This window comes from Streptomyces sp. Y20, assembly GCF_043195475.1.
Classification (GTDB): domain Bacteria; phylum Actinomycetota; class Actinomycetes; order Streptomycetales; family Streptomycetaceae; genus Streptomyces.
In genome coordinates this window covers 17,989-34,507 of record NZ_JBIDDP010000015.1, presented here as the reverse complement: position 1 = coordinate 34,507, position 16,519 = coordinate 17,989, and the positions used below count along the sequence as shown (strand labels likewise).

The 16,519-nt window shown below is 74.0% G+C and carries 13 protein-coding genes and 1 pseudogene; 7 read left to right on the top strand and 7 right to left on the bottom strand.

The window, feature by feature from the left end; genetic code table 11:
* Positions 1-37: 37 nt before the first annotated feature.
* The gene (locus ACGFT1_RS29855; RefSeq protein ID WP_373912099.1) at positions 38-1,327 is read right to left on the bottom strand and encodes an ROK family protein; all 1,290 of its coding nucleotides are present in this window, start codon (positions 1,325-1,327) and stop codon (positions 38-40) included.
* 499 nt (positions 1,328-1,826) lie between these two features.
* On the opposite strand from ACGFT1_RS29855, the gene ACGFT1_RS29850 reads away from it, so the two are divergent.
* Positions 1,827-2,354 carry a GNAT family N-acetyltransferase gene (locus ACGFT1_RS29850; RefSeq protein ID WP_373912098.1) on the top strand — a complete coding sequence of 176 codons (528 nt, stop codon included), beginning with the start codon at positions 1,827-1,829 and terminating at the stop codon, positions 2,352-2,354.
* A gap of 263 nt (positions 2,355-2,617) precedes the next feature.
* Here ACGFT1_RS29850 and ACGFT1_RS29845 read toward each other — a convergent pair whose 3' ends face one another.
* On the bottom strand, positions 2,618-3,154 hold the full coding sequence (locus ACGFT1_RS29845) for a GNAT family N-acetyltransferase (protein ID WP_373912097.1): 537 nt from the start codon (positions 3,152-3,154) through the stop codon (positions 2,618-2,620).
* 273 nt (positions 3,155-3,427) lie between these two features.
* Between ACGFT1_RS29845 and ACGFT1_RS29840 the strand changes: the two genes are divergently transcribed.
* The 5 genes from ACGFT1_RS29840 (at position 3,428) to ACGFT1_RS29820 (ending at position 9,003) form a co-directional block, all read left to right on the top strand.
* Positions 3,428-4,072 (top strand): LuxR C-terminal-related transcriptional regulator, encoded by a 645-nt coding sequence (locus tag ACGFT1_RS29840; protein ID WP_373912096.1) that lies wholly within the window; start codon positions 3,428-3,430, stop codon positions 4,070-4,072.
* A 119-nt stretch (positions 4,073-4,191) separates the two neighbouring features.
* Positions 4,192-4,686, top strand: coding sequence for an FBP domain-containing protein (locus ACGFT1_RS29835; RefSeq protein ID WP_373912095.1), 495 nt, complete (start codon positions 4,192-4,194; stop codon positions 4,684-4,686).
* A 515-nt stretch (positions 4,687-5,201) separates the two neighbouring features.
* Positions 5,202-6,455 carry an aromatic acid exporter family protein gene (locus ACGFT1_RS29830; RefSeq protein ID WP_373912094.1) on the top strand — a complete coding sequence of 418 codons (1,254 nt, stop codon included), beginning with the start codon at positions 5,202-5,204 and terminating at the stop codon, positions 6,453-6,455.
* Between the two features lie 43 nt (positions 6,456-6,498).
* Positions 6,499-7,602 (top strand): hypothetical protein, encoded by a 1,104-nt coding sequence (locus tag ACGFT1_RS29825; RefSeq protein WP_373912093.1) that lies wholly within the window; start codon positions 6,499-6,501, stop codon positions 7,600-7,602.
* Positions 7,603-7,866: 264 nt separating this feature from the next.
* Positions 7,867-9,003 (top strand): lactonase family protein, encoded by a 1,137-nt coding sequence (locus ACGFT1_RS29820; protein ID WP_373912202.1) that lies wholly within the window; start codon positions 7,867-7,869, stop codon positions 9,001-9,003.
* On the opposite strand, the pseudogene ACGFT1_RS29815 reads toward ACGFT1_RS29820, so the two are convergent.
* Positions 8,971-9,168: pseudogene (locus tag ACGFT1_RS29815) on the bottom strand (DUF2470 domain-containing protein); the annotation flags it as partial. The gene ACGFT1_RS29820 and the pseudogene ACGFT1_RS29815 sit on opposite strands and share 33 nt — an antisense overlap.
* Positions 9,169-9,219: 51 nt before the next feature.
* Positions 9,220-9,828, bottom strand: a complete 609-nt coding sequence (locus tag ACGFT1_RS29810) for a TetR/AcrR family transcriptional regulator (RefSeq protein ID WP_373912092.1) — start codon at positions 9,826-9,828, stop codon at positions 9,220-9,222.
* A gap of 120 nt (positions 9,829-9,948) precedes the next feature.
* Here ACGFT1_RS29810 and ACGFT1_RS29805 point away from each other — a divergent pair, with 120 nt between their 5' ends.
* Entirely contained in the window at positions 9,949-11,550 is a 1,602-nt protein-coding gene (locus ACGFT1_RS29805; protein ID WP_373912091.1) for a cytochrome P450, read from the top strand.
* Here ACGFT1_RS29805 and ACGFT1_RS29800 read toward each other — a convergent pair.
* The 3 genes from ACGFT1_RS29800 to ACGFT1_RS29790 all read right to left on the bottom strand — a co-directional run bounded on the left by ACGFT1_RS29800 (position 11,512) and on the right by ACGFT1_RS29790 (position 15,952).
* Positions 11,512-12,360: a pentapeptide repeat-containing protein gene (locus tag ACGFT1_RS29800; RefSeq protein ID WP_373912090.1), complete on the bottom strand. Its 849-nt coding sequence runs from the start codon at positions 12,358-12,360 to the stop codon at positions 11,512-11,514. The genes ACGFT1_RS29805 and ACGFT1_RS29800 overlap by 39 nt on opposite strands.
* Before the next feature lie 114 nt (positions 12,361-12,474).
* Positions 12,475-14,472, bottom strand: coding sequence for a glycosyltransferase (locus ACGFT1_RS29795; RefSeq protein ID WP_373912089.1), 1,998 nt, complete (start codon positions 14,470-14,472; stop codon positions 12,475-12,477).
* 178 nt (positions 14,473-14,650) lie between these two features.
* Complete coding sequence (locus ACGFT1_RS29790; RefSeq protein WP_373912088.1) at positions 14,651-15,952, bottom strand: alpha/beta fold hydrolase; 1,302 nt, start codon at positions 15,950-15,952, stop codon at positions 14,651-14,653.
* Positions 15,953-16,519 lie beyond the last annotated feature (567 nt).

Sequence of the window (16,519 nt, the reverse complement as noted above, 5' to 3'; positions counted from 1 at the left end):
CGGGCCTCCGGGCACAGGCCCGCGCGCGGGCACCGGCTCAGCGCGGGGCGCGTTCCTGGAGCGCGGTGCGCCAGGCGGGCAGCCGGGCCTCGCCGACCGGTTCCGGGCGCCGTCCGCCACTGGCGAAGAAGCCGGCCAGCGGCAGGATCGCGGCGCCGACCGTCACCGCGTCGGGCCCCAGCCGGCCGAGGTCGATGGTCACCTTGTCGGCCGGGTGCCGCAGCGCGTACGTCGCCGCGTGCCGGCGTACGGCGGGCAGGAAGCGGGTACCGAGCTGGAGCCCGGCCCAGCCGCCGATGAGGATGCGCTCGGGCTGGAAGAGGTTGATCAGGTCGGAGAGTCCGGCGCCGAGGTACTCGGCGGTCTCCTCCAGGACGGCCAGCGCGGCCGGGTCCGCCGTCTCGCCCTCGGCCGGGTAGGCGGCGGCGAGCATAGCGGTGAGCGCGGTCTCCTCGTCGGTGTCCGCCGGCGGCCGGCCGCCCTCCTCGCGCCAGCGGGCGAGCAGCGACTCGGCGCCCGCGTACGCCTCCAGGCAGCCGGGTGCGCCGCAGCGGCAGCGGCGCCCGCGCACCCGCACGGTCAGATGACCCCACTCCAGGGCCCGCCCGTGCTCCGCCTCGGGAGTGACCAGGCAGGCGCCGACCCCGGAACCGAACAGCACGACCACGGCGTTGCGGGCCCCGCGGCCGGCCCCGAACCACATCTCCGCCTGGCCGAGGGTCTTGGCGCCGTTGTCGATGAAGTACGGCACCTCCTCGGGAAGCGGTGAGGCCGAGCGGAGGAGCCGCTCCAGCGGGACCGCGTCCCAGCCGATGGTCTGCCCGTGGACCACGGCACCCCGGTCCGGGGAACGCTCGACGATGCCGGGGACGCCGACGCCGACACCGAGCAGCCGGTCGGGATCGGCCTGCCGGGCGGTGAGGACCTCGGCGACGCCGTCGCGGATATGGCCGGCGATGACGTCGACGTCGTAGCCCTGCGGGGTCAACGGCCTCTCCGCACGAGCGAGTTCGGTGAGGGCGACGTCGAACAGCTCCACGCGGACGCGGGTCTCGCCGACATCGACGCCGATCATCTGGCCGCTGTGGGGGGCGACACGCAGCAGGGTGCGGGGCCGGCCGCCGTCGGAGTCGACACTGCCGGCCTCCTCGACCAGGCCGTCGGCGACCAGGTCCGCCACCACGTTGCTGACCGAGCCGGAACTCAGCCCGGTGGCGGGACCCAGTTCGAAGCGGCTGAGCGGGCCGTCGAAATACAGCCGTTGCAGCACCGCCGTACGGTTGCCGCGCCGGAGATCACGTACCGTGCGTCCGTTCCGCCCCGCCATGTGGTTCCTTCCCATCCCCTGCCCGACCTGCAACATACCTCCCGGGGAGGACAGGACGCGACTTCACGCCAACCCTTATTTCAAACTATGAGCGAAGCGGGCGCCCGGGCGGGGGACGCCCCGGGTCCGGGCGCTGAGGGTGGTCGGACCGGTGGGGTCGCAGGGCCGGGAGGCCCGGGCCGGGCGGGGTCGGGGGTCCCGGTTCCCGGGGCGGTGGGGTCGGGGCGCGAGCGGCCCGACCGTCGGGGATCGGGGGCTCGGCGAGTCCGCGGGACCGGCACGGCGAGCGGGCTCCCGGGACACCCTCCGGGAGCCGCTCCCGGACCACACGCCCCGGCGGTGCCGGGCGCGCCTCTCCTCCCCGTACGGGGCCGCCGCCCGGGACATACCGATCGTTACAGGACGAAGCTCCTGGCCAGGCGGCTGTACGGCAGTGGCGGTTCTTGCGGCTCCCGTAGGTTGGCCGTCTCATCCGGCACACCGCGACGGGGGTCAGCCCATGCGCAGCAGCACCAGGATCCGCCTGATCGAGCCCACCGACGCCGCCCCGATCGCCGCCCACCGGGCGCGGGACTTCGAGGCCTTCCGGCCGTGGGAACCGGCCCAGCCGGCCGAATTCTTCACCCCGCAGGGCCAGTCGGAGCGGATCGAGAGGCTGTTGGCCGGACACCGAGCCGGTACGGCTTGGCCGGGCGTGGTCCTCGCTGACGACCAGGTGATCGGGCAGGTCACCGTCGGAGGCGTCCTGCCGCAGCCGCACCTGCGCCGCGGCTCCGTCGGATACTGGATCGCGAGCGTCGCCCAGAACCAGGGGCACGCCGGGCGCGCCGTCGCACTCGCGCTTCAGGTGATGGCGGACGAGCTCGGGTTGCACCGCGCCGAGGCGTCCACCCATCTGGAGAATCTGCCGTCCCAGCGGGTGCTGCGCCGCAACGGGTTCAGTCCGTACGGTGTCGCCCACTCCTCGATCTTCCTCGACGGAGGCTGGCGGGACGCGCTGCTGTGGGAACGCATCCTCGGCGACTGACCGATCGACGGGCCCCGACGGGGATCAGCTCGTCTTTCGCACCGGGTGCGGAGCCGTTCGACCTGGTGAAGCCGGGCGAAGGCCCGCCCGGCGGACCCGGCCCGGTCCAAAGCCGTGGGCGGCACCGCGTGGGGCGATCACGGGTCTGATGCCATGTTCTCGCAGCGGGCGGCGGCAGAAGCACCTGCGCAACCCGCAGGCCCACCTGACTCCGAGCGCGAGAACGACAGCGCTCCGACAGATCCGCGCCGTCGAGGACGAGCTCAATCGGACGATGCGCCCGAGGACCATATGCCGAACCACTGCTCGGCGCCATAGGCCTCGAACCGCTCCACCTCGATGAAACCCAGCTTCGCCGCGAGGCGCATCGAGCGGACGTTGGCGGTCTGGGTGGCGAGCACCACTGGTTCGCCGGGAAGCGCGCCGGCGAACCAGTCGAGTGCCGCACCGCACGCCTCGGCGGCGTACCCGTGTCCCCACGCCTGCGGCAGGAACAGGTAGCCCAGCTCGACTTTCCCGGCAGCCTGACGAAGGTTCCCCGTGTCTTTGGTGAGCGTGATCTGGCCGATCATCACCCCGTCGAGATCGACTGCGAAACGGCCGGGGCGCCGGCCGGGTGCCCCGGGCATCGCGCGCTCCAGCTCGTCACGCGGTCGAGGGCCACCGAGATAGGAGCTCACCTCTGGTGAGGCGAACAGCTCGATGACCGCCGCACGGTCGCGGGCCTCGGGCTCACGAAGCACGAGTCTCTCGGTCTTGATCGGAGCGGGCGGCCAGGCGATGGGTCCGAGCTCGGTCATGCCGGTCAGCTAATCAGCGGGTTCGGCAGCGATCAAGATGTACGGGAGGATGGCGGGTTCATGGGCCACCAGCCCGACCGCCGAGGGACCCGCCCGGCTTCTTGGCCTCCTGAGATGTCTTCGAGGGAACGGAGCAGCCCGCGCTCACGCACCCCGAGCACCCTGCCGGTCGCCGGTGCGGAGCGGGTGCGACGCTGATGGCCGTTCCATCGAGTTGCCCCTGACCTGCCTCTTCCTCTTTGATGGCGGGCGGGCGGCGGACCGGGAGGTGCGATGGAGGCGGTACGGGCCGACGCGGTGGTGTGGCGCAACCGCGCACTGACCCTGTTCGACCGGGTGTCGCTCCCGGTGGCGGTGTGCGACGTGCACGGTCGTGCGGTGCTGGCGAACCCGGTGATGGCCGCGGAGTGCGGTACGACCCCGGGGCGGTTGCGCGGCCGGGAGGTGCTGGAGCTGTTCCGGCCGCAGGAGACCACCCAGGTGGAGCGGATCGCCGAGGCGCTGCGGCTGCGCCACCGCTCCCGCTACCAGGTGTCGGTGTGCTGGCGGGCGCCCGGCGGGGCCGAGCGGTGCGGTGAGCTGACCGCGGACCCGGTGAGCGACAGCGTTCAGGAGACACCGGCGCTGCTGGTGATGCTGCGGGCGCGGGGCGAGTGCCCCGCGCCGGGGCCGGCGGCCGGGCCGGTGGTCAGCGCGGTGGAGCGGCGGGTGCTCGCGCTGCTGGCGGGCGGCGCCACCACCGCCCGCGCCGCCCGGGAACTGGGCCTGAGCAGGGACGGCGTCACCTATCACATGCGCCGCCTGTCGGCACGGTGGGGCGCGGCCAACCGCACCGAACTCGTCGCCCGCGCCTACGCCCTGGGCGTGCTCGTCCCGGGAGTGTGGCCGCCCGGTGTGGGGCCGGCGGAGGCGGAGTAGGCGGCGGGAAGGAGGCGGCAGCGGAAATCCATTGGCCCGCCGTCCCGGAGGCTGCCTACGCTGACCCGTGAACCTAGACCCCTTAGGTTCAGGGCACACCGAATCCGGAGGACTCCCCCATGCGACCCGTCACCGAGCCGGACATCCGCGACTCGTTCATCAACTGCTCCAAGGGCGAGGCCAAGCGGCTGGCGGTCCCGCGCGACCTCGGTGAACGCCCCTGGGACGACCTGGACTTCCTCGGCTGGCGTGATCCCGGGGCCCCCGACCGCAGTTTTCTGGTGACCGAGCGGGACGGCCGGCTGATCGGCGTCACCCTGCGCTACCCCGCCTCGCAGCGCGGTTTCCTGCACCGCAGCATGTGCTCGCTGTGCCTGACCACGCATCCCGGCGGCGGGGTGTCGCTGATGACCGCGCGGAAGGCGGGGACGGCGGGCCGGGAGGGCAATTCGGTCGGGCTGTACATGTGCACGGACCTGGCGTGTCCGCTGTACGTGCGCGGCAAGAAGGTCCCGGATTCCGGCGCCCGGTTCGAGGAGAGCCTGACCCTGGAGGAACAGATCGCCCGCATGACGGGCAACCTGTCGGCCTTCCTCGACAAGCTGTACGCCTGACCGGGGCCGCAGGCCCCGAGTCTCCGTCCCGCACGCCGACCTGGTCCGGGCCGAGGCGGTCGCGCGGGAAGGCACCCTGCGTCTTCGTCTTCGGGCAGTGGGGGTCCTGGGGCTCGTGCGCGTCGTGCGTGGCCGCCGCAGCAGCTCCGGCGCGCGGCCGGTTCCGGCGGCCCGTCCCGGCGCGCTGGGCGTACGCCGCCCGCAGTTGCCGCGCGTGCACCGGCCCGTCGGCATCGTGGGCCGGCGCCGGCCGGTGGTCCGGGGCGCCGCCAGGGCGAAGGTGCGGAAGCCCATCTCCTCGACCGGATGGCGGACCACCCGGTTCTCGAAGGCGAGCGCAGCGGAAGGGCGGTCCGGTCGAGGGCGGCGACCACCGGACCCGCGGGGAGAGTGTGGTGAAGACCGCCCCCGCGTGGATGACGCATACGCATGAGCACACCTGAAACTTTGCGGACAGGAACGGTCGGTGAAACGATCATGTTCGATGCGCCCGATGAACGGGAACAGGCCAAGGGATGCTCGACGTACGGAAGTGGATCACAGGACTGCTGCGACTGGTGCGACGCCACCGGGAGCCGGTGGTCGTCCAGACCCTGCGGTCGGCGGCGGCCGCGACGATCGCCTATGTCATCGCGCTCCGGCTGAGTCCCGAACCCGCCCCGCTCACCGCACCGCTGACCGCCCTGCTGGTCGTCCAGGTGACCTTCTACGCCACCCTGACCAACGGCATCCGCCGGGTGAACGCGGTGGTCGCGGGCGTGCTGGTGGCCATCGCCTTCAGCGTGCTGGTCGGCCTGACCTGGTGGAGCCTGGCGCTACTGATCGTGGCCGCGCTGGGCGTGGGACACCTGGTGCGCGTCGACGAGTACGTGGCCGAGGTGGCGATCAGCGCCATGCTGGTGCTCGGGGTGACCACGGTCGGCTTCACCGCGTGGGCGCGGATCGTGGAGACGCTGATCGGCGCGGTCGTCGGCACGGCCTGCAACCTGCTGCTGCCGCCGCCCGTCTGGGTGGACGAGGCCGGCCGGTCGATCGAGGACCTGGCGCGCCGGGTGCGGCAGCTGATGCTGCGGATGGGTGAGGAGGCCGCGGGCCGGACGCCCTGGGAGCAGGCCGCCGAGCGGCTGCACGAGGCACGCCGGCTCGACCACGACATCGTGCAGGTCGACGCGGCGCTGCGGCAGGCGGAGGACAGTCTGCGGCTCAATCCGCGCGTCAAGGAGGGGCTGCTGCACCGGGTGGTGCTGCGCACCGGTCTGGACACGCTGGAGATCTGCACGGTCGTGCTGCGGGTGCTGGCCCGCTCGTTCACCGACCTGGCGAAGGCCCGCGCGTCCGAGGAGCTGTTCCCGCCGCCGGTGGGTGCCACCGTGGAACAGCTGCTGTCGGAGATCGCCGACGCCGTGGTCAGCTTCGCCGTGCTGGTGACCACCCATCTGAGCGAGAACGCCGAATCGGCGGAGAGCCGGCTGACCGCCGAGTTGCACACAGCGGCCGGTACCCGGGACCGGCTGGCCGAGCTGCTCCGGGAGGAGGTCCGCAAGGACTGGGAGCACTGGCAGCTGCTGGGCGCCGTACTGACCGAGACGACCCGCATCATCGACGAGCTGGACACCGAGCACCGCACCCGCCGGCTCCTGGAGGAGCTGGACCGGGTCTCCCGGGAGCAGCGGACCAGGCTGCCCCGGATGTCCCGGCTGCGCGAGCGGCTCGGGGTCCAGGAGGAGCTGTGGCGGAACCGCGCGGGGTTCGGCGAACGTTCTGGGTGAGAGGGCGCCGGACGGGCCGGCGCGCGGAGCGAGGGGCGGGCGCATGAGCGGTACAGGGGTCCGGATCGACGGGAACACCGTACGGCTGCCGGGCGGGGTGGCGGTGCGGTTCGTGCGCACGCTGCGGCTGCCGGAGACGGGCACGCATCCGCTGCCGCCGGGGCTGGGCGAGTTCCCCGTCCGGCGGGTGGCCGACTACGCCGACCGGGTGCCGGAGGAGTGGCGGACGCGCGGGGGCGTGATGCTGCCGGTGTATCTGCGCGAGGCGATGTGGCTGAGTTTCGCCGGTACGACGGAGCCGGCCGCCCTCCAGGTCGGCGCGGGCAAGGTGTGCGCGGTGTCCGGGGAGCGGTGGAGCGACCGGCTGGTCCGGCGCCCGCAGAACTACCTGGTGCTGCCCCGCCAGCCCTGGCTGGACGGCATCAACTCCGGCAAGGGCACCGTCCGCCAGTTCGTGGCGGTGCCCCTCGGTCTGGGCGCGACGGTCGAGGGCCAGGTCACCGGTGAGGAGGTGTGGGGCGGGATCCAGCTCCGGTCGTTCCCGCTCCGGGACGAGGCCCTCGCGCAGTGGCGGCGCCGGGAGGAGCGGGAGCGGCCGGAGCGGGAGCGGACGCTCGGCGCGCCCGGCGGTTTCGGCGTGACCGGTGGGTACGGCGCGGCCCCGCCGCCCATGGCGGGGGGAGCCCCCGGGGCGGCGGGCCCGATGATGGCGTCCGGGCCGGGGGGTGCCGTACCGCCGGCTCCGGGCGCCGCCCCGCGGCGCGCCGCGGCCATGGGTCTGGGCGTCGGCGGTTCGATGCGGCAGGAGGTCTACCAGGACGACCGGCCCCTCACGGACTGGTCCGAGGAGCCGGCCGGGCGGGTGTTCGTGCACCTGGTCACGCCCCCGGAGTGGCGCCGGATCACCGGGGAGGCGCCGCCACCGTCACCGGTGGACCGGGCGGCGTACACCCGTGCGGGCCTGCCCTGGTACGACTACTACGACGCGGACGCCGAGGATCTCGCCCCCACGGACACCCTGGAAGGGGTCAAGCCGGTCGGCGACTGGCTCGGCACCGATCCGGACCCGTGGCAGCCCCCGTCCCCCGGCCAGATCACCCCCCTGAAGGACGCCCCGGGCAAGCCGGTGGAGGACGGCGAGTGGTGACCGCCGGGCGCCGGTTGTAGCGGAGCGGTCAGGCCGGCCCTTCACCCGCCCGCCCCGGCGTTGCACAGCGCGCAACACCTTTTGCCGGGCTTGCCCCTGAGGGTGGGCGCGGGCCAAGGTGGCTGTCACGAGCGGGGTGTGACCGACGACCTGAGGTGCGGCATGGACACGGAGGCACGGGCGGCACGACGGGGTTCTCCCGTGGTCCGGGACGGCGCGGAGCGCCGTGGTGGCGGCTGGAGCAGGCGCCGGTTCGTCGGGGCCGTGGCGGGCACGGCGGCCGTGGTGGCGGTGCCTGCCCCGGCGGCGCCGCCGGCGGACGACCGGACCGCCGCCCACCGGCGGGCCGCCGCCGCGGCCGCCCGCGAACCGTCCGGACCCCGCCCGCTGTACGTCGGCACCTATACCTCCACCGAGGGCGGTGGCACCGGCGTCGCCCTCGCGTCGTACGACCCGGAGTCGGGCCGGATCACCGGCTCGGGCACGCTCACCGGGGTCCCCGACCCGTCGTACCTCGCCGTGCACCCGGACGGCCGCACGCTGTACGCGGTGGACGAGCGGCCAGACGGCGGCGTCACGGCCGTACGCCTCCAGGACCGGCGGGTGCTCGGTACCCGGAGCACGGGCGGCGCGGGCCCCTGCCATCTGTCGGTGCATCCCACCGGCCGCTGGCTGCTCAGCGCCAACTACGGGTCGGGGAGTGTCGCCGTGCACCCGGTCGACGCCTCGGGCGCCCTGGGCGGGCGGACCGCTCTGGTCACGCACTCCTCCCCGCAGCCGGGCCCCGGCCAGACGGGCCCGCACGCGCACCAGTTCCTCACGAGTCCGGACGGCGGGCACGTCCTCGCCGTCGACCTCGGCACCGACACCGTCTACACCTACCGCCTCGACCTGGCGAGGGGCACGCTCACGGAGGTGGCGCAGGCGCACACCCGGCCCGGCGCGGGACCGCGCCACCTCACGTTCCACCCCGGCGGCCGGTACGCCTACCTGGCCAACGAGGTGGACGACACGATCGCCGTGTGCGCCTACGATCCGGGGTCGGGCCGGCTGAGCGTCGGCGAGCCGCAGCCGACGGGCGCCGACGGCGGCACCAACTACCCGGCGCAGATCCTGGTGACGGCGGACGGCCGGTACGCGTTCCTCGCCAACCGGGGCCACAACAGCCTGGCCCGGTACGCCGTCGAGGACGACGGGGCCCGGCTGCGGCTGCTCGGCACGGTGCCGGTGGGCGGGGACTTCCCGCGGCAGATCGCGTTCTCCCCGGACGGCCGGCTGCTGTTCGCGGCGAACCAGCGCTCCGGCACGGTCACCGTCTTCCACGTCGACGCGGACGGCGGGCTGCGCTCCGCGGGCACGCCCTTCGTCTCACCCGTCGCCGTCTGCGCGCTGCCGTTGTAGCGCGCGGGGGCAGGCGGTGCCGCTGAGTCGCGCGAGCAGGACGTGCACGCGCTCGGCGAGCCGGGCGACATCGTCGGCGGGCGTGTGGAAGGGCAGCCGTACGCCAGCGTGTGCGCGGCTGCGCTCGATGCGCGGGGTCGGTCCGTGCCGGTCGACGGCACACCCCGCAGATCGAGGCGCCCGCCGGCCACACCGCATCCGTACCGCGGCAAGGGGTTACGCGAGGACACCGAGCAGGGCGCGGGCACACAGGTCACGCACCTGCTCCCGGGTCGGCTCCCCCTCGCCGCGCAGCCATTCGAGACAGACGGCGGTGGTGAAGGCGAGCCAGCCGCGCACCGCCAGGCGCACCTGCGGCCCGGACACGTGGACCGGCCCGAACTCGGGGTCGGCGGCGAGCGCGGCCAGGATCTGCTTCTCCTGCGCGGCCAGCGCCTGCCGGTATACGCGGCGTACGGCCTGGTCGCCGGCCGCGTCGGCACGGTGGAAGGCGCGGAAGCCGTGGGCATGGGCCTCCACGTAGCCGAGGTAGGTGTCCAGGCCGGCGGTGAGCTGCTCACGCACCGGCACACCGGGTACGGCCGCCGTCATGCGCAGCATGCGGACACTCTCCCGCTCCACGACCGCGGTGAAGAAGTCCCGCTTGTTCGGGAAGTAGTGGTACAGGAGCCCGCGGGACACCCCGGCGATCTCGGCGACCCGCTCGATCCGCACCTCGTCGTAGGGACTCTCCGAGAACAGCCGCGCGCCGACCGACAGCAGCTGCTCACGGCGCTCCTCGGTGCTGAGTCTGCGCCGGGCGCGTTCCCCCTGGTTCGCGGGCATGGCGTCACTCTACTTGACGCCGATTCAACAAGGGGACCACACTGGATCCGTTATTGAACTCACGTACAACACGCGCGCGCCACAGTTTCGACCATCCGCTGGACCAAGGGAGATCGCGTCATGGCGGAGACGACGCAGACCGGGCTGCCCAAGGGTTTCCGGAGCGCCGAGCAGGGCTGGCCCGAGCTGCACCGCATACCGCACCCGCCGCGCCGGCTGCCGCTGCTCGGCGATGTGCTCGGCGTGGACCGGCGCCGGCCGCTCCAGGACTCGATGCGCTTCGCGCGCGAGCTGGGTCCCGTCTTCCGGCGGCGGGCCTTCGGCAAGGAGTTCGTGTTCGTGTGGGGGGCACGGCTCGTCGCCGACCTCGCCGACGAGGCCCGCTTCGCCAAACACGTCGGCCTCGGGGTCGCCAATCTGCGGCCGGTGGCGGGCGACGGCCTGTTCACCGCCTACAACCACGAGCCCAACTGGCAGCTGGCGCACGACGTCCTGGCACCCGGATTCGGCCGGGAGGCCATGGAGGGCTACCACGGAATGATGCTGGCCGTCGCCGGGCGGCTCACCGACCACTGGGACCGGCAGCTCGCGGCCGGGCGCACGGTGGACGCCCCCGGCGACATGACACGGCTCACCCTGGAGACGATCGCACGGACCGGCTTCGGGCACGACTTCGGCTCCTTCGAGCGGGACCGGCCGCACCCCTTCGTCACGGCCATGGTCGGCACCCTCAGCCACGCGCAGCGGCTGAACAGCGTGCCCGGGCCGCTGGCCCCGCTGCTGCTGCGCGCCGCCACCCGGCGCAACGCGGCCGACATGGCCTACCTCGACCGCACGGTCGACGCCCTGGTCGCCGCCCGCCGCCGGTCCGGGGGTGGCGAGGGAGACCTCCTGGACCGCATGCTCGCGACCGCGCACCCGGTGACCGGGCAGAAGCTGTCCGCCGAGAACGTCCGCCGGCAGGTGATCACCTTCCTGGTCGCGGGCCACGAGACCACCTCGGGCGCGCTCTCCTTCGCCCTCTACTACCTCGCCCGGCACCCCGACGTCGCCGCCCGGGCCCGCGCCGAGGTCGACCGCGTCTGGGGTGACGCCGCCCGGCCCCGCTACGACCAGGTGGCCAAGCTGCGCTACGTCCGCCGGGTGCTGGACGAGTCGCTGCGACTGTGGCCGACCGCGCCGGCCTTCGCCCGGGAGGCCCGCCAGGACACCCTCCTCGCCGGGGAGCACCCCATGCGCCGGGGCGCGTGGGCCCTGGTGCTGACGCCGATGCTGCACCGCGAACCGGAGGTGTGGGGCGAGGACGCCGAACGGTTCGACCCGGACCGCTTCGAGGCCGCCGCCGTACGGGCCCGGCCACCGCACACCTTCAAGCCGTTCGGCACCGGGGCGCGTGCCTGCATCGGCCGCCAGTTCGCCCTGCACGAGGCGACCCTGGTCCTCGGCCTGCTGCTGCGCCGCTACGACCTGCGCATCGATCCCGGCTACCGGCTGAGCGTCGCCGAGCGCCTGACCCTGATGCCGGAGGGGCTGCGCCTGCGGCTGGAGCGGCGGCGCCCGGCGGCCGGGTCCGCGCGGTCCGCGGGGGGTTCGGCGCAGTCGCCCGGGGACTCCCCCGAGGCCGACGCCCGCTGTCCGGTCGCCGGGGCCCCGGTGCCGGTCACGGCTGACGAGGGCGCCGGATCAGGCGACCGGTGCCCAGTGCGCGGGGCGGGTGACTGACCCGGGCAGACGCGTGCCGGCGCTGCCCCGGGCCGCGTCGACCTGCGGCTGGGTGAGGAAGAAGGCCCCGGTGAGGTCGGCGTCGGTCAGGTCGGCGTCGCGCAGATCGGCGCCGATCATGTCGGCGGTGCGCAGGTCCGCGCCGGTGAGGTCGGCGGCGATGAGAATGGCGCCGCGCAGGCTCGCCCCGCGCAGGTCGGCGCCCCCGAGCCGGGCTCCGACGAGGTCCGCGCCCCGCCGGTCCCTGCCCTTGCCCCTCCCCTTGGTCCTGGGGCCGGCGTCGGCCCGTACCAGCTCGCTGGTGCGCAGCAGCAGGGCGTTGACCTCCTGCCGGTGTGCGGCCACGTCCAGCGCGGCCAGTTCCTCGGGGGTTTGCCGGGTGAGGCGTTCGGTCCTCTCCAGCGCCCGGCGCAGCGCGGGGTGGACGGGGCCGGCGGCGGGCAGGCCGAGCGCCTCGGTCAGGTACCACAGCAGTTCGTGCAGCTGCCGTACGACCGGGAACGCGTCGAACATCCGGCGGGCGTGCTCCGGGGAGCCGCTGCGCCAGTCCTGCCCGCCGAAGGTGACCTGGGAGACCTTCTGCCCGGCACCGAAGCAGTCGTAGACCGTGCAGCCGGTGAAGCCCCGCGGGCGCAGCTCGGCGTGGACACCGCAGCGGTGGTCCCCGCCGAGGTTGGGGCAGGGTCTGCCCGCGGGCTTGTCCAGCGCGAAGTCGGCGGATCGGGCGAAGGGCAGGGCGACGCAGCACAGCCCGAAACAGTGGGCGCAGTCTCCGCGCAGCTCCGGAAGACCGGCTATCTGATCCGACATGGCGACCAGCCTACTGACCTGCGCAGCCGCCTTGTCCGCCGCCGCTCACCCCGTGCCCCGGGCGGTCCGGCACCGACGGGCGCTCAGCGGCGGCGGGGCGCGGCGCGTGCCGGGCTACCGCAGGCGCTGAGCGAGTGCCTTGACGAGGTCGGTCCGCGCCACCCGGAGTGCGAAGTGCTTCGGGGAGCCGGCGGCCGGGCGGGCGTACCAGGGCAGGGCCCGGCGTCGCCACTTGGCGGGGGGCAGGTCCGCGGGGAGCGCGGGCAGCGGTACCGCCCACGGTCCCAGCCGGAGTTCGCCCGACCAGACGCCGGCCGGGAGCGTGCCGACGGGCACGGTGGCGTGGAAGTCCCCGGGCCCGGAGGTGCACCGGACCGGGAACTCGGCGGTCGCGCCGCTGTCGTTCGTCAGCGCCAGCACGAGGGCGTCCGGCGGGTACTCGGCCAGCTCGCAGCGTCCGCCGAACCGCAGCGCGGGGGGCGTCCCGTCGCTCCACCGGATGGCGCCGTCGAGGCGGAGAAGAGGCGCCACCCGGTGTTTGGTCTCGCCGAGGTCGAGCGTGAAGTTGCCGTGGGGTCTGGTGGTGTAGAGGGTGACGGCGCGCGGCCCCTCCGGGGTGGCGAGCACCCGCGTGGTGGCCGCGCCCGAGACGCCGTCGGCGCGCTTGCTGCCGATCCGCACCTCCTTGGTGAGCCCCTGGGCGCCGACCGCGAGGGAGATGTCCCACAGTCCGTCCGCCAGCGGCTCGCCGTCGGCGGCGGTGGCGGGGTCGACGGTGGCCTCGAACCCGGCGAGGTCGTAGCCGTACCGGCCCTCGTCGTCCTGGGCGCCGAGCCCGGGGGTGGCCGTGTGCGTGACGGGCAGCCGGTACTCGGTGCCGCTGTCGCGCTCGCGCAGGACCAGCGCGGTGGTGACGTCGCGGGTCTCGACGCGGTGGATGTAGCCGTGGCCGGCCAGGTGGAGCGTGCCGCCGTCCATCCCGGCACGGGTGATGTGATGGCGGATCCCCAGCTGCGCGGTGACGTCGTAGCAGAGGTCGGGGATCGCCCGGGCGGGGTCGCGCAGGAACGGGTATCGGGCGAGGGCCCGGCCGCCGTCGACGAGGACGGGGGTGGCGGCCCCGGACCGGGCGAGCCCCTTCTCGAACTCCACGAGTTCCAGCAGTTCGTCCAGCATGCGGTGGCGTACGAGGTGCAGCCGCAGCCGGGCCATGGCCGACAGCCGTCCGTTCAGCCCCTCGTGCCACAACGGCTCGATGGCCGCGGCGAGTTGGCCGAGCATCTTCTCCTGGGTCTCGCGGGGCTCGAAGACCAGCTGGTCGGCGACCATCTGCTGGACTTCCACGGTCAGATGCCGGTGTGCCAGGTGATCGCGGCCGGGGCCGGGCGGCACGTTGTCCAGGATCAGGTCGACCATGCGGGGCAGGAACCGGAGCCGGAGCTCGGAGCCCTTGAGCCGGCGGGTGATGTTGCCCTCGTCCTCGCGCAGCACCCAGTACAGGCAGTCGTAGTCGGCGACCACCGAGACACCGGAGGCGTGCAGATAGGCGGCGCCGACGAACAGCTGGTCCTCGCCGATCGCCAGGTCGGTGGGGAAGCGCAGCCCCAGCCTCTCCAGCAGCTCCCGCCGGAACAGCTTCATCGGGTTCAGCGTCCAGTACACCCGGGAGGAGAAGACATCCGTGTGCGGCTGGTTCCGCCGGAACATCGACGTGGGCGCCCCGCGTCCGCCGACACCCACCATCTTGCCGAGCACGATGTCGGTGCCGTTCTCCTCGGCCATCGCCACCATGCGCTCGAGTGCCTCCGGGCCGAGGTGGTCGTCGGCGTCCAGGAAGAACACGTACGTGCCGGTGGCGTGGTCGAGTCCGGTGTTGCGCGGTGCGGACGGGCCGCCCGAGTTCGCCTGGTGGAAGACGCGCAGCAGGCCCGGATAGCGGGCGTCCAGGCGGTCCAGCTCCGCGGCGGTGCCGTCCGTCGAGCCGTCGTCGACGACGATGACCTCGAGCCGGTCGCGGCCGATGCTCTGCTCGGCCACCGAGGTGACGCAGCGCGTCAGATACGGCATCGCGTTGTACGCGGCGATGATGACCGAGACGGTGACGCCGGACATGGGAACGCGCTCCATATTCACTGCTCAGCGAAAGTTTCGGGTTTCTGTGAACCTACCACGGACCGAAATCGGCACTGATTAGTTGCCTCATGAAATGACTGCCGGGACGGCTCCGAGCCGAATAGCGTTCTCGCCCGCGCAATTCCCGCGGTGCGGCGCCCGGCGGGCGGTGTCCGCGTCAGGCCTCGTCCCGGGCGAGGGACAGCAGCCGGTCCAGGACGTGCGGGGCGCCCGCGCGCAGGCCGTCGTGCTCGTACTCGTTGGTGACCCAGGGGCGCAGACCGCGGATCGCCTCGGCCGTCTCCAGCGAGTGCGCCGTGTCGACGTACATGTCGTCGTGGTAGACGGCGGCGGCGGCCGGGACCTCGTTGGCGGCGAGGCGGGCGGGGTCGTACAGCGGGCGCCAGTCGGTGCGGGCGGCGAGCAGCTCGGCGGTCTCGCGCAGTGGGCGCAGCGCCGGGTCGGTGTCGAACATCCAGGGGTGGACCGTCTCTCCGGTGAAGAGGACGGGCGCGTCGCCGGCGAGTGCCTTGGCCGCGTCGAACTGCGGGAACTCCGCGCGGACGCGTTCGGCGGCCCAGGCGGTGGGGCGGGCGTCCTGGCCGTAGATCGCCTCGTGGACGAGGGCGTACAGGGGGTGGCCGGCGTACGACAGCAGGCCCCGCACCTGCTCCTGGAAGGCGTCGGACAGCTCGAGGCCCGCCGGGGTACGCACGAAGGCGTCCTCCAGGAGGTGGTGCAGACGGTGGCTGCCGTCGCTCGCGCCGAGCATCAGGCCGAGGGACTGGAAGGCCTCCACGGTGAGGCGGTGGCCGCCCGGCAGGACCACGTCCTGGCCGAGGAGGTGGTCCGCGATCCGGCGGGCCCGCTCGACGTCCTGCGGATAGCGGGCGTAGTGCGCGATGACCTTGCGTTCGACGCGCGGGTAGGCGGCCCGGTAGACGTCGTCGGCATGGGCGTGCAGGGAGGGCAGGCCGCCGGTGACGATCGCGGTGTCGATGCCCTCGGGGGCCAGCGAGAGGTACGTCACGGTGCAGAAGCCGCCGAAGCTCTGGCCGAGCACGGTCCAGGGGGCGCCGCCGGTGACCTGGGGTCGGATGGCCTCGCAGTCGCGGACGATCGAGTCGGCGCGGAAGCGGGCGAGGTGATCGGCCTGCTCGGCGGGGCCGCCGCGCAGCGGCAGCGTCTGGCGGGTCGCGGGTGTGGAGCGGCCGGTTCCGCGCTGGTCGAGCATGAGGACGCGGTACTCCTCCAGCGCCCGGCCGAGCCAGGCCTGCCGCCCGACGAAACGATTCGCCCCGAAGCCGGGACCGCCCTGGAGGTAGAGCATCCAGGGCAGTTCCTGCCCGGCCTTGTCACCGGCCACCACCTCGCGGGCGTACAACTCGATGGTCTCGCCGTCCGGGTCGGCGTGGTCGAGGGGCACCGTGAAGTGACGGTCGGTGAGGACGACACCGGGCTGGCGGTAGCTGAGGCTCAACAGGTCTCCCGGGACGGATGGGACGGACACGTCCCAGTTCAGCACATGAGCGCACCGGAGCCGACCCCCGGGATCACGGTTCGTCACTGAACCGCCGGTCAGCGCGGGTCGGCGTGCGGGGAGGCCGGAGCGGCGCACCGCCGGCTCAGGCCGGAGCGCCGGCCGCCGGTGCCGCCGGCGCCGGGCCGGACGCGCGAACGGATCGCCGGGGTGTGCCGGACGTCGGGGCGGCCCCCGTGCCGGGGACACGGGCCGAGGTCATCCGGTGCGTTCCGGCTCGCCGGGCCTCGCTCACCGGCGGCCCGTGCGGCAGACGCGGCGGCCGGCCATCCGGTGGAGGTGGCGCACCTCGGCGATACCCGTGACACGCCGGTGTGACGGCTGACGGCCCACGCCCGCGGACTGCCGGTGGTAGCGGACCGGCCGAGGCGGCGGCCCGCGGCAGCGCCCTGTCCGGACCCGCGCACACGGGCTCCCCGGCGGCATCCCGCGCTGCGCCGGCCGGTCGTCCGCACCGAGCCGCGCACCCGGCACACGCCCGCGGCGGTACCGGCCGGTGGTGGGGGC

What these genes read in the sequence shown, in the direction of transcription:
- ACGFT1_RS29855 (WP_373912099.1), bottom strand. Translation starts at nt 1,327, where the DNA reads ATGGCGGGGCGGAACGGACGCACGGTACGTGATCTCCGGCGCGGCAAC.
- ACGFT1_RS29850 (WP_373912098.1), top strand. Translation starts at nt 1,827, where the DNA reads ATGCGCAGCAGCACCAGGATCCGCCTGATCGAGCCCACCGACGCCGCC.
- ACGFT1_RS29845 (WP_373912097.1), bottom strand. Translation starts at nt 3,154, where the DNA reads ATGACCGAGCTCGGACCCATCGCCTGGCCGCCCGCTCCGATCAAGACC.
- ACGFT1_RS29840 (WP_373912096.1), top strand. Translation starts at nt 3,428, where the DNA reads ATGGAGGCGGTACGGGCCGACGCGGTGGTGTGGCGCAACCGCGCACTG.
- ACGFT1_RS29835 (WP_373912095.1), top strand. Translation starts at nt 4,192, where the DNA reads ATGCGACCCGTCACCGAGCCGGACATCCGCGACTCGTTCATCAACTGC.
- ACGFT1_RS29830 (WP_373912094.1), top strand. Translation starts at nt 5,202, where the DNA reads ATGCTCGACGTACGGAAGTGGATCACAGGACTGCTGCGACTGGTGCGA.
- ACGFT1_RS29825 (WP_373912093.1), top strand. Translation starts at nt 6,499, where the DNA reads ATGAGCGGTACAGGGGTCCGGATCGACGGGAACACCGTACGGCTGCCG.
- ACGFT1_RS29810 (WP_373912092.1), bottom strand. Translation starts at nt 9,828, where the DNA reads ATGCCCGCGAACCAGGGGGAACGCGCCCGGCGCAGACTCAGCACCGAG.
- ACGFT1_RS29805 (WP_373912091.1), top strand. Translation starts at nt 9,949, where the DNA reads ATGGCGGAGACGACGCAGACCGGGCTGCCCAAGGGTTTCCGGAGCGCC.
- ACGFT1_RS29800 (WP_373912090.1), bottom strand. Translation starts at nt 12,360, where the DNA reads ATGTCGGATCAGATAGCCGGTCTTCCGGAGCTGCGCGGAGACTGCGCC.
- ACGFT1_RS29795 (WP_373912089.1), bottom strand. Translation starts at nt 14,472, where the DNA reads ATGTCCGGCGTCACCGTCTCGGTCATCATCGCCGCGTACAACGCGATG.